The organism is Streptomyces monashensis (assembly GCF_001866665.1).
In the GTDB taxonomy this organism is placed as follows: domain Bacteria; phylum Actinomycetota; class Actinomycetes; order Streptomycetales; family Streptomycetaceae; genus Streptomyces; species Streptomyces monashensis.
In genome coordinates this window covers 63,765-75,295 of sequence record NZ_MLYO01000022.1, presented here as the reverse complement: position 1 = coordinate 75,295, position 11,531 = coordinate 63,765, and the positions used below count along the sequence as shown (strand labels likewise).

Sequence of the window (11,531 nt, the reverse complement as noted above, 5' to 3'; positions counted from 1 at the left end):
GGGGTGGGAGGGGGTGGGAGGCGGACACACGCCGGCGCCGCCCCGTGAACGCTCACGGTGACGGCGCCGGGCTGTGCCGTATGCGGTTGTCCTGGCCCGAGCCGTCTCCCCGAGTGGACGGCGCCGGGCTGCTTTCGATGGCCGCGGCCTAGCTTTCCGCCAGGATGTGCGACAGCTCCTGATCCAGGTCGAAGTGCCGGTGTTCCGTGCCGGGCGGCACGGCGGCGTCGGTTCGCTTCAGGAAGGACTCCAGGGCCCGCGCCGGGGCTTCGAGCAGGGCCTCCCCCTCCGGGGAGCTGAGGGCGATGCACACGACGCCCTGACCATGACTGCGCGATGGCCAGACCCGGACGTCGCCGGTCCCGGTGGGCCGGTGCAACCCTTCGGCGAGGAGGTCGCGGGCGAACACCCACTCGACGGTTTCCTCGGCTCCGGTGTGGAAGGTGGCGTGCACGGCGTAGGGGTCGGCCGTGTCGTACCGCAGGCCTGCGGGGACAGGCAGGGAGGACTCGCTCGACACAACGAGGCGCAGGTGCAGCTCGCAGCTGACCGTGGTGTTCATAAGCGCCAGGGCCTTTCGCTCAGTGTGCGCTCGGGGATTCGCACGTCGGCGAAATCGACATGCCACCTACGGTGCCGTTGTAAACCCCTCTGAGCGTTTTGCGTGTCTTTACGTAACTCTTCCGGCCGAGAACTCTTACCAGACCTACGACCATTTCAGTGACGGGATTCACTCGGGTAGGGTTTGTCTGTATGAATACGGGGAGTGACGAGTCGGCCGAGACCCCTGTGGCGGCCGACGGGGTGCGCACCGGCTCGCGGGCGACGGGACGGGAGGCCGGAGAACCGGCCGGCGACGGGCTCGGATCCCGGGCGCCGGGATTCGTCAGGGCCCGCCGGGTCCTGCACGTGAGCTGGCAGGTCGGCGTCTTCGTGATCGGCCTCGCGGTCGTCGTGGCCGGTGTCGTCATGCTGCCGCTGCCGGGACCCGGCTGGGTGGTGATCTTCGCCGGCATGGCGATCTGGGCGACCGAGTTCGTCTGGGCCCAGCTCGTGCTTCGCTGGACCAAACGCAAAGTCACCGAGGCGGCCCAGCGGGCCCTCGACCCCAGGGTGCGCCGTCGCAACGTCACGCTGACCGCGGTGGGACTGTCGATCGTCGTCGCGCTGGCCGGTGTCTACCTGGGGAGGTTCGGCCTCGTCGTGCCGTGGGAGATCAAGCAGGAGTGAGCGGGCCGGTCGCCCCGGGCGCCCGTCGGCCCGTCCCCTGGTCGGAGGCACCCCCTGACATGGGGTAATGTTCTTCCTGCGCCCGGGCGATTAGCTCAGTGGGAGAGCGCTTCGTTCACACCGAAGAGGTCACTGGTTCGAACCCAGTATCGCCCACCCGGACCGACGGCCCACCTGCCGAACAGCAGGTGGGCCGTCGGCGTACGCACCCACGTCCGTGCCCGCGCCTGTGTCCGCGTCTGTGTCCGCGTCTGTGCTCACGTCCGGCGGGGACCGAGGCGCGGCGGCCGGGGAGGCGGTGGCGGTCCGGCGCGGGGATGGGGAAAGGGCGGTCCGGAACCGGCGGTTTTGCCGAACCGGCAACAAGCCTCGTGCCCGGCGGGCGGTCCACAGGAGCATCGGGGAGGCGCCACAACGGCGACCGAGGCGCCGCGACGGGCCTCGCCCCACCCCGCTGACCCCGAGCCCCCCGGAGCCGTCATGCCCCAGCTTCCCGCCCCCGCTCCGACCCACCGCCTGGTCCCCTCGCCGGCGGGCCGCGTTCACCTCGTGGAGCAGGGGCGGGGTCCACTGGTGCTGCTGGTGCACGGGTTCCCGGAGTCCTGGTACTCCTGGCGCCACCAGCTGCCGGCGCTGGCCGCCGCGGGCTACCGCGCCGTGGCCGTCGATGTCCGGGGCTACGGCCGCTCCTCCGCACCGGCGGCCGTGGACGGGTACCGGATGCTCGACCTGGTCGCGGACAACGTCGCCGTGGTCGAGGCCCTGGGGGAGCGGTCCGCTGTGGTCGTCGGCCACGACTGGGGCGCGACGATCGCCGCCACATCGGCCCTGACCAGGCCCGATGTGTTCCGTGCCGTGGCCCTGCTGGGTGTGCCGTACACCCCGCCCGGCGGTCCGCGCCCCAGCGAGGTCTTCGCGCGGATGGCCGGGAACGGTGGCGGTGGCGGTGACGGCGGCGGTCACGAAGCCGGTGTCGGCAGCGGCGGCGACAGGGGCCCCGTCGGGGACAGCGAGCGCAGCGGTACCGGCGATCGCGGTGCGGGCGACCGGGGCGGCGTCGGTGCGGCGACCGGTGACCTCGGCCGCGTATCGACCGGTGGCCGTGCGGCGACCGGTGCCCGTCGTGCCGCGAGCGGCGGCCGCACAACGACCGGTATCGGCCCCGGAACCGGCGCCGACCGTACCGGGGCCGAGAAGGGCGGCGTGCACGACGGTGCGGCACGGCGGCCCGGAGCCGACGGCGACGAGAACGCGGGAGCCGCCCGATCGGCAAGCCCCGCAGGGGAGTTCGTGGGGCCCGACGAGTTCTACGTCTCGTACTTCCAGCGGCCCGGCCGGGCGGAATCGGAGATCGAGCCCGATGTGCGCGGGTGGCTCGCGGGTTTCTACGCGGCCCTGTCCGCCGACACCATGCCCGGACCCGGCGCTCCCGACCCGCACTTCGTCACCCGTGGCGGCACCCTGCGCGAACGCTTCCCCGCAGGCCGGCTGCCGGCCTGGCTCGGTGAACGCGATCTCGACGTCCTGGCCGGGGAGTTCGAGCGGACGGGGCTGACCGGGGCGCTGAACCGGTACCGGAACATGGACCGGGACTGGGTCGACCTGGCCGGTTACGCGGGTGCGCCGATCACGCAGCCGTCGCTGTTCATCGGCGGTGCCCTGGACGCCTCGCTCGCCTGGCTGGCGGACGCGGTCACGGCGTACCCCGAGACCCTGCCCGGCCTGCTCGGCTCGCACATCCTCGACGGGTGCGGCCACTTCGTCCAGCAGGAGCGCCCCGAGGAGACCAACCGGATCCTCCTCGACTGGCTCGCGGCCCTGCCCGCCTGATCCCGGGGCGCGCCAAGCCGAGCGGTCGGAGGGCGGCGAGTGGGGGGAGGGTGCTCCCAACCCCGCCCCACCCTCTCGCCGGCGTCGCCTTCCGGCCGGGCCGGCTCCCGGCCGTACGGCCTCCCAGCCTCGCCACCCTCACCCTCACCCTCACCCTCGCCACCTCCAGCCCGGCCCCGCCGCCTCCGTCACCCCCGTTCGGTCCGCCGACCGTACGTCCCCCACCAGCGCCGACACCGGGCATGCCGTTCGGGCACGTGCGCCGTCCGCGAGAAATTCCTGTCCGAATCATTGACGCACCCCTGACCCCTCCGTACCTTGTGCCAGCAAGCGCTTACTTGAAACGATTCATGACGGCGGCTGCGACGCTGCGGGGAGGGTCCGACTGTGGGAACCAGCAGGAATCTCGAGAGGCGTACGATCCTGAAGGCGGCCGGGGCTTCGGCGGCCGTGCTCGGGCTCGCGACGACGACCGGCTGTGGCGGTGAAAGCGGTTCCGGGGACGGGACGGTGACGATCCGCTACTCCTGGTGGGGCGCCGAGGAGCGGGCCGAGAGGATCAACCGGACCATCGCCCTCTTCGAGAAGAAGTACCCGAAGATCAAGGTCAAGACGGACTTTCAGACCTACGCGTCCTTCTGGGAGAAGTTCCAGACCCAGGCCGCCGGCGGAAATCCACCGGACGTTTTCCAGAACGCCGTCACTTTTCTTCGGAAGTACGACAAGCGCGGAATTCTTCTCGACCTCAACTCCCAGGAAAAAGCTGGCAATCTGAGCCTGGATCACTTCCGGGACGGCGTCACGAAGGTCGGCCAGGTCGACGGCAAGCAGCTCGGCATTCCGGTCGGTTCCAACACCATGGCGCTCGTCGTCGACGAGAAGGTGTTCCGGAAGGCGGGCGTCGAACCGCACGCGGGCTGGACCTGGGACGACTACTTCAAGGCCCTGAAGACGATCCACGACAGGACGAGGATTCCGGGGGACACCGGCTACTTCACCATCATGTACCTGTACGACCTCTACCTCCGCCAGAACGGCAAGGCCTTCTACACCGAGGACGGACTCGGCTTCGACCAGGCCGATCTGACGGAGTGGTGGACGGACGGGTACAACCGGGTCAAGGCCGGCATCGTCACCGACCCGAAGATCGTCCAGCAGGACAACCCCAAGTCCTCGCTCTCCGCCGGGCACGGCGCCTCGGAGTTCACCTGGGACAACTTCACCGTCCGCTACTCGGCGGAGGGCGACAGCACCTACGGCCTCGCCCCGATCCCGACCACGGACGGCAGGCAGACCGGCCAGTACCTCGCCTCCCTGATGCTCAGCGCCTCCTCCCACACCTCCCACCCGAAGGAGGCCGCGCAGTTCATCGACTTCATGGCCCACGACCCCGAGGTCGGCAGGATCATGGGGTACGACCGCGGCATCCTCGCGAGCGCCGAGCAGTACGACGCGTACAGGCCGACCGACGCGGTCGACAAGGAGATCGCGCAGTACGAGGTGGACACCGCCAAGGCCGGCGTCCTCGGCACCATCACCCCGCACCCCTCCGGTGCCGACACCATCGAGGCCTCCTTCCTGCGCATCGGCGGCGACCTCGGACAGGGCAAGACGAAGGTCTCCGACGCGGTGAAGCAGTTCTTCACCGAGTCCGAGGCCGCCTTCCAGGCCTGAGGGGAACCATGCCGTGACGCTCGTCAAGGACCCCGTGCCCGCCGCCCGTAAGGCGCGCCCAGCCGTCCGCGCCGCCACCGGGCGGCCCGGCCGTCGGCGCGAGAACCTCGCCGGCTACCTCTTCATGTCCCCGTGGATCGCGGGCTTCCTGCTGCTGACCGCGGGTCCGATGGTCGCCTCGCTCTACTTCGCGTTCACCGACTACAACCTCTTCAACAGCCCCAAGTGGGTCGGGCTCGACAACTTCACCCAGATGTTCGCCGACCCCCGCTGGCAGAAGTCGGTCGAGGTGACGGCGAAGTACGTGATCATCGGCACCCCGCTGAAGCTGCTGCTCGCCCTCGGGGTGGCCCTCCTGCTCGCCCAGAGCCGACGAGGCCAGGCCTTCTACCGGGCCGCCTTCTACGCCCCCTCGCTGATCGGCGCGAGCGTCTCGGTCGGCTTCGTCTGGCGCTCGCTGTTCTCGGACGGCGCGATCGTGGACCGCACCCAGTCCTTCTTCGGCTGGCACGTCGGCGGCTGGGTCGGCAACGCCGACTGGGTGCTGTACTGCCTGGTCGCGCTCACCGTCTGGCAGTTCGGCGCGCCCATGGTCATCTTCCTGGCGGGCCTGAAGCAGGTGCCCAGGGAGCTGTACGAGGCCGCCGAGGTGGACGGCGCCGGGCCGGTCAGGAAGTTCTGGACCATCACCCTGCCGATGATTTCCCCGGTTCTCTTCTTCAACGTGCTCCTGGAGACCATCCACTCCTTCCAGATCTTCGGCTCGGCCTACGTCGTCTCCAACACCCAGTGCGGCCCGGCCGACGCCACGCTCGTCTACACCTGTTACCTGTACCAACAGGGCTTCAAGAACGCCCAGATGGGCTTCGCCTCCGCCATGGCGTGGATGCTGCTGCTGGCCGTGGCCCTGGTGACGGCCGTCCTCTTCTGGTCCCAGAAGAAGTGGGTGTACTACGAGGAGGACGCCCGATGAGCGCCACCACCACGACCAAGCCCGGCGTGCTCGGGCGCAAGGGCACCGGCTCCCTCGCCTGGCACCTCGGCGCCCTGCTGATCCTCGCGGTCATCCTCTACCCGGTGGTCTGGGTGATCGGCGCCTCCTTCAAACCCGGCAAGGACGTCGTCAACAGCCTCACGCTGTTCCCGTCCCACCCGATCCTGAGCAACTTCAGGGGCCTCGCCGACGGCATCGCGGACGTCAGGATCTGGACGTTCTTCCAGAACTCCCTCTTCTACGCCGGCGGCGCGGTCGTCGGTGTCCTCGTCTCGTGCTCGCTGACCGCGTACGCGTTCGCCCGCATCCGGTTCGCCGGGCGCAACCTGCTCTTCTCGCTGATGATCGGCACGCTGCTGCTGCCGTACCACGTACTGCTGATCCCGCAGTACGTGATGTTCCAGAAGCTGGGCTGGATCAACACCTACACCCCGCTGCTGATCGGCAAGTACCTCGCCACGGAGGCCTTCTTCGTCTTCCTCATGGTGCAGTTCATGCGGAACCTGCCGAAGGAACTGGACGAGGCCGCCCGGCTGGACGGCTGCGGGCACCTGCGCATCTACTGGTCGATCGTGCTGCCGCTGTCCCGGCCCGCGCTCATCACCAGCGCGATCTTCACCTTCATCAACGCCTGGAACGACTTCATGGGCCCGCTCATCTACCTCAACGAACCCGGCAAGTACACGGTCTCCCTGGGCCTGATGATGTTCCGCGACTCCGACGGCGTCGCCGCCGACTACGGCGGGATGATCGCGATGTCCCTGGTCGCGCTGCTGCCCGTCCTGCTCTTCTTCCTCGCCTTCCAGCGCCATCTGATCGACGGGATGGCGACCTCCGGACTGAAGGGATGAGGCGGGCGATGGCCCGGGGACGGGTGAGACCGCGTGGGGAGACCGTGTTCGCGGAGCGGTTCGCCGTCTTCGCCGAGTCCCTGCTGACCGGTGTGTGGATCGCGGTGGCCTCCCTCGGGATGATCACCTACCCGGCCGCCTTCGCCGCCGGTGCCCGGCATCTGCGCCGTCGGACCGGCCATCGGGCGGGCGGATGGCGGGAGTTCGCCGCCGACTTCCGCGCCGCCCTGCGCGGGGGCTGGGCGGTCGGGCTCGCCGGCTGGGCCGTCCCGGCCCTGGCCTGGCTGGAGGTGCGGGCCGTACGGGCCGGGCTGCCCGGCGGGCCGCTCGTGGGCGCCGTAGGACTGCTCGCGCTGATCGGGGTCGCCGTGGCCGGGCTGCGCGCGGCGTCCGTCTGGGTACCGGGCGCCCGCTGGCGCCCGCTGCTCGCGCAGGCAGGCCGGCGCACCGTCCTCGACCCCGCCGGATCCTTCCTGCTCGTCGGCGGAGCGGGGCTCACCGTCTGCTCCGCCCTGCTCATCGCCCCTCTGGCGGTACCCGTGCTCGGCGCCGTCACGGCGGCAGCCGTCGCCGTGGAGGAGCGGTACCGGCGCCGCTGACCCGCGGCAAGGCCTGGCGCCCCGGGCGCCGCGGCTCTCTGTCATGCCCCTGACTATCCACCGAAGCCCCTGTGAAAGCCCACGGAAGCCCTACGGAAGCCCTATGGAAGGAAGGCCATGTCTCCCATCCCCCGCAGGTCCCTCCTCAAGGCGGCCGCCGTCGCCGGAGCCGCAGCGCAGTTCAGCTGGGCGCTCGGGGCCAAGGACGCCGAGGCCGTACCGAGAGCCGGGGCCGGCGGCGACGACCCCGTCACCCTGGACTGGCTGGAGGAGGGCGGCCTCGGCGCCGCGCCCGGCACCACGGTCGGCGTGCCCTGGCCCATGGGCGCCCACCGGGAGGACCAGACGTTCGCGCTCACGGACGCCGCGGGCAAGGACGTCCCCGTCCAGACCTGGCCGCTCGCCTACTGGCCCGACGGGTCCCTCAAGTGGACGGCCCACGCGGTGAGTTCGGGCAGCGGCAGGCTCACGCTGACCGCCGGGACGGCCGCCGCCCCCGACCGGAAGGTCACGGTCGGCAAGAACGGCGGCACCGTCGACGTCTCCACCGGCGTCATCACCGCGCGGATCGGCAGGAACGGCTCGACCCTGATCAAGTCCGTCACCCGGGGTGCGACGGAGATCGCCCGCGACGGGCGCCTCGTCCTCCTCCGCCAGCCCGAGGCCGAGGACGAGGACCAGGGCACCGTGAGGACCGAGCGGTTCGACGGCGCCATCGACGAGGTCACCGTCGAGCAGGACGGCCCCGTCCGCGCCGTCGTCCGCGTCGACGGCAAGCACCGCAAGGGAAACCGCAGGTGGCTGCCGTTCTCCATCCGCCTGTACTTCTACGCCGGCGCCGACTCCTTCCGGATGGTGCACACCATCACCTACGACGGGAAGCAGGAGCCCGGCAAGGCGAGCGGGGACTTCGTCCGAGGGCTCGGCGTCCGCTTCTGCGTGCCGATGCGCGACGCGGCGTACGACCGGCACATCCGTCTCGGCGGTGAGGACACCGGCCTGCTGCGCGAGGCCGTCCAGGGCATCACCGGACTGCGCCGCGACCCGGGAGCCGCCGTGCAGAGCGCCCAGTACGAGGGCCGGAAGCTGCCGGACCCCGCCACCTGGGACCAGCGCGTGACGAGCCGGCTGCAGTACATCCCGCACTGGGGCGACTACACCCTCGCCCAGCTCTCCGCCGACGGCTTCACCCTGCGCAAGCGCACCAGGAAGGGCTACGGCTGGATCGCCGCCGGCGGCGGCAGACGGGCCTCGGGCTTCGGCTACGTCGGCGGCGTGAGCGGCGGACTCTCCTTCGGACTGCGCGACTTCTGGGAGAAGTTCCCGGCCCAGCTCGACATCCGCGACGCCCACACCGACGAGGCCACCGTCACCCTCTGGCTCTGGTCGCCCGAGGCCCAGCCCATGGACCTGCGCTTCTACCACGACGGCATGGGCCAGGACACGTACGCCGAGCAGCTCGAGGGCCTCAACATCACCTACGAGGACTACGAGCCGACGTTCGGCACCCCCTACGGCATCGCCCGGACCTCCGAACTCCTCTTCTGGGCCAACGAGTCCACTCCGGCCGCCGACATCCTCGCCCGGCAGGTCGCGGCCGTACGGGTGCTGCCGCAACTGGCCGCCCCGCCCCGGCAGCTGATCAAGGCCAAGGTCTTCGGTCCCGGCCTGTTCTGCGAACCGGACCGCTCCACCGCAGCCAAGGCGAGGATCGAGGACCACCTCGACTTCCTCTTCACCTATTACAAGGACCAGGTGGAGCAACGCCGTTGGTACGGCTTCTGGGACTACGGCGACTTCATGCACACCTACGACACCGTGCGCCACCAGTGGCGCTACGACGTCGGCGGCTACGCCTGGGACAACTCCGAACTCTCACCCGACCTGTGGCTCTGGTACGCGTACCTGCGCTCCGGCCGCGCCGACCTCTTCCGCTTCGCGGAGGCGCTCACCCGGCACACCGGCGAGGTCGACGTCTACCACCTCGGCACCTGGGCGGGCCTCGGCACCCGGCACGGCGTGCAGCACTTCGGCGACAGCGCCAAGCAGCAGCGCATCTCCAACACCACCTACCGCCGCTTCTACTACTTCCTCACCGGCGACGAACGCGTCGGCGACCTCATGGCCGCCAACGTCGACTCCGACGAGACCTTCCTCGTCCTCGACCCGCTGCGCAAGGTCCGCACCGGCCCCTACACCCCCGACCGGCACGCCCTGTCCATCGGCTTCGGCACGGACTGGAGCGGCCTGGTGTCGGCATGGCTGACCGAGTGGGAGCGCAAGGGCCCGAAGTGGGAGAAGGCCAGGGCGCGCGTGCTGGCCACGATGCGGGGCATCGCCGCCCAGCCCAACGGCTTCGTCCAGGGCAGCGGGCTGTACGACCTCGACACCGGCGATTTCGCAGTCGACAGCAAACCGGTCGTCTCCGTGTCCCACCTCTCGGCCGTCTTCGGCCTCAACGAGCTGTGCGCCGAGCTGATCCACCTGGTCGACATGCCCGACTTCAAGAAGGTCTACCTGGACTACTGCCGCTACTTCAACGCCACCAAGGCCGAGCAGAAGGCCCGCTACGGCTCCGACTTCGGCACCCTGCTGCTCTTCCAGGGCCACTCGCGCCTGGACGCCTACGCCGCCGTACAGACCGGGGACGCGACCCTCGCCCAGCGCGCCTGGACCACGTTCTACGGCTCCGACGGCTACACGGAGTCCTCGCCGTGGCGGACCGAGAAGCTGACGGGCCCGGTCACCCTGGTGGAGGGGAGCGAGGCGGCCTGGGTGTCCAGCAACGACACCGCGCTCTACGGCCTCGCGGCCATCGAGAACCTGGCACTGCTCGGGGACAGGATGCCCGGATGACAGGGCTGGGTGAGCGCCGTCGCACGGGCGGCGGCGCTCGCCCCCCGAGTCTGCCCCGCGGCACGAGGCGGCGCATGAGTACGCGTACTCAGACCGGAGCGCCCCGGCGGGCAGACTCCCCCCATGGACTGGAACCGCTACCGCTTCCGCACCCTGTGGTCCCTGCCCGCCGCGCCGACGGCCGTCTATGCCGTGCTGGAGCGGCCCGAGGACTATCCCCGCTGGTGGCCGCAGGTACGGACGGTGACCCTGCTCGACGATCGCACCGGGGTGTTCACCATCCGGTCCGTGCTGCCGTACGCCATGAACGTCACCGCGCGCGAGACACGCCGTGATCCGGTCGCCGGGGTCCTGGAGATCGCCATGTCCGGCGACCTCGACGGCTGGGCCCGCTGGACGCTCAGCGCCGACGGCTCCGGCACGCTGGCCCGCTACGAGCAGGTGGTCAGCGTGAACAAGCCCCTGCTCAGGGTGTTGGCCGTGCCGGGGCGGCCGGTCTTCCGCCTCAACCACCGGCTGATGATGCGAGCCGGGCGGCGGGGACTCGTGAGGTATCTCGAAGCGGTTTGAAGGAACGGCCTCTCGGCCTGTATGGTTCAGTGCGTTCCCGGGCGATTAGCTCAGTGGGAGAGCGCTTCGTTCACACCGAAGAGGTCACTGGTTCGAACCCAGTATCGCCCACCCGGAGAAGGCCGGTCCGCAGCAGCGGACCGGCCTTCGGCGTTTTCACGCCGCGGCCGGCAGTTCCGGTCGCAGGGGCCAGTCCGTGCTGACGATCTCCGTCGAGCCGCTGCGCGCGAACCACGCCTGGAGGCCGCGGGCCTGGGCCGCGTGCCAGTTGGCCTGGAGCGTGTGCAGCTCGGCGGGGGACAGGCGCTCCAGCCGGGTCGCGAAACGGCGGCCCACCGCCCGTACCACGTCCAGGGCGGCCAGCGCGTCCGCCGCCGCGTCGTGCGCGCCCTCCAGCGTCACGTCGTAGTGCGCGCACAGGTCGGCCAGCGTGCGGCGGCCCTTGCGGTACCGGTCCAGGTGCTTGTCCAGCACCCGTGGGTCCAGGACCCTGAGCGGCACCGACTCGAACCAGCGGTCCAGCGACGACGCCCGGTGCCGGCGCAACTCCCGGTCCAGCAGCGTCAGATCGAAGGGTGCGTTCATCACCACCAGCGGCCGGCCCATCGCCGCGTGCTCCGCCAACTGCTCGGCTATCTCGTACATCACCGGCGCCGGCCAGCGGCCGTTGCGCTGCAGGTGCTCCTCCGTCAGCCCGTGCACCGCCGTCGCCGCCTCCGGGACCGGCACCCCCGGGTTCACCAGCCACCGGGACATCCGGGGCCGGGTGCCCGGGGCGTCCTGGACGACGACTGCGGCCGACACGATCCGGTCGGTCTCGACGTCCACACCCGTCGTCTCCGTGTCGAAGGCCGCGAGGGGCCCTTCGTACCAGGTCGTCATCCGAACCCAACTCCTCGTTCACCTACCGCAGATGACGTTCCGTCT

General features: G+C 70.5%; 10 protein-coding genes and 2 tRNA genes. 10 read left to right on the top strand and 2 right to left on the bottom strand.

Annotated features, from left to right (window positions below):
* Window positions 1-148: 148 nt before the first annotated feature.
* Window positions 149-562: an SsgA family sporulation/cell division regulator gene (locus BIV23_RS13150; RefSeq protein WP_004002642.1), complete on the bottom strand. Its 414-nt coding sequence runs from the start codon at window positions 560-562 to the stop codon at window positions 149-151.
* A gap of 191 nt (window positions 563-753) precedes the next feature.
* On the opposite strand from BIV23_RS13150, the gene BIV23_RS13145 reads away from it, so the two are divergent.
* From BIV23_RS13145 to BIV23_RS13095, 10 genes are all read left to right on the top strand, one after another.
* The gene (locus tag BIV23_RS13145) at window positions 754-1,230 is read left to right on the top strand and encodes a TIGR02611 family protein (RefSeq protein ID WP_071380992.1); all 477 of its coding nucleotides are present in this window, start codon (window positions 754-756) and stop codon (window positions 1,228-1,230) included.
* An 84-nt stretch (window positions 1,231-1,314) separates the two neighbouring features.
* A tRNA-Val gene (locus BIV23_RS13140) sits at window positions 1,315-1,386 on the top strand.
* Between the two features lie 324 nt (window positions 1,387-1,710).
* On the top strand, window positions 1,711-3,060 hold the full coding sequence (locus tag BIV23_RS46140) for an alpha/beta hydrolase (RefSeq protein WP_079173121.1): 1,350 nt from the start codon (window positions 1,711-1,713) through the stop codon (window positions 3,058-3,060).
* Between the two features lie 387 nt (window positions 3,061-3,447).
* Window positions 3,448-4,734: an ABC transporter substrate-binding protein gene (locus BIV23_RS13125; protein ID WP_071380991.1), complete on the top strand. Its 1,287-nt coding sequence runs from the start codon at window positions 3,448-3,450 to the stop codon at window positions 4,732-4,734.
* 13 nt (window positions 4,735-4,747) lie between these two features.
* Window positions 4,748-5,707, top strand: coding sequence for a carbohydrate ABC transporter permease (locus BIV23_RS13120; protein ID WP_071380990.1), 960 nt, complete (start codon window positions 4,748-4,750; stop codon window positions 5,705-5,707).
* Window positions 5,704-6,579 (top strand): carbohydrate ABC transporter permease, encoded by an 876-nt coding sequence (locus BIV23_RS13115; RefSeq protein ID WP_071380989.1) that lies wholly within the window; start codon window positions 5,704-5,706, stop codon window positions 6,577-6,579. Before BIV23_RS13120 ends, BIV23_RS13115 begins: the two co-directional genes overlap by 4 nt.
* 8 nt (window positions 6,580-6,587) lie before the next feature.
* Window positions 6,588-7,178: a hypothetical protein gene (locus BIV23_RS13110; RefSeq protein ID WP_425443483.1), complete on the top strand. Its 591-nt coding sequence runs from the start codon at window positions 6,588-6,590 to the stop codon at window positions 7,176-7,178.
* A 117-nt stretch (window positions 7,179-7,295) separates the two neighbouring features.
* Window positions 7,296-10,034 carry an exo-rhamnogalacturonan lyase family protein gene (locus BIV23_RS13105; protein ID WP_071380987.1) on the top strand — a complete coding sequence of 913 codons (2,739 nt, stop codon included), beginning with the start codon at window positions 7,296-7,298 and terminating at the stop codon, window positions 10,032-10,034.
* 123 nt (window positions 10,035-10,157) lie between these two features.
* Window positions 10,158-10,604, top strand: a complete 447-nt coding sequence (locus BIV23_RS13100) for an SRPBCC family protein (protein WP_071380986.1) — start codon at window positions 10,158-10,160, stop codon at window positions 10,602-10,604.
* A 39-nt stretch (window positions 10,605-10,643) separates the two neighbouring features.
* Window positions 10,644-10,715 (top strand) — tRNA-Val (locus tag BIV23_RS13095).
* 45 nt (window positions 10,716-10,760) lie between these two features.
* Here BIV23_RS13095 and BIV23_RS13090 read toward each other — a convergent pair.
* Window positions 10,761-11,486 (bottom strand): 3'-5' exonuclease, encoded by a 726-nt coding sequence (locus tag BIV23_RS13090; protein WP_071380985.1) that lies wholly within the window; start codon window positions 11,484-11,486, stop codon window positions 10,761-10,763.
* Window positions 11,487-11,531 lie beyond the last annotated feature (45 nt).

Coding starts and splice junctions, on each gene's coding strand:
- BIV23_RS13100 (WP_071380986.1), top strand. CDS start 10,158: ATGGACTGGAACCGCTACCGCTTCCGCACCCTGTGGTCCCTGCCCGCC.
- BIV23_RS13090 (WP_071380985.1), bottom strand. CDS start 11,486: ATGACGACCTGGTACGAAGGGCCCCTCGCGGCCTTCGACACGGAGACG.
- BIV23_RS13110 (WP_425443483.1), top strand. CDS start 6,588: ATGGCCCGGGGACGGGTGAGACCGCGTGGGGAGACCGTGTTCGCGGAG.
- BIV23_RS46140 (WP_079173121.1), top strand. CDS start 1,711: ATGCCCCAGCTTCCCGCCCCCGCTCCGACCCACCGCCTGGTCCCCTCG.
- BIV23_RS13145 (WP_071380992.1), top strand. CDS start 754: ATGAATACGGGGAGTGACGAGTCGGCCGAGACCCCTGTGGCGGCCGAC.
- BIV23_RS13115 (WP_071380989.1), top strand. CDS start 5,704: ATGAGCGCCACCACCACGACCAAGCCCGGCGTGCTCGGGCGCAAGGGC.
- BIV23_RS13105 (WP_071380987.1), top strand. CDS start 7,296: ATGTCTCCCATCCCCCGCAGGTCCCTCCTCAAGGCGGCCGCCGTCGCC.
- BIV23_RS13150 (WP_004002642.1), bottom strand. CDS start 562: ATGAACACCACGGTCAGCTGCGAGCTGCACCTGCGCCTCGTTGTGTCG.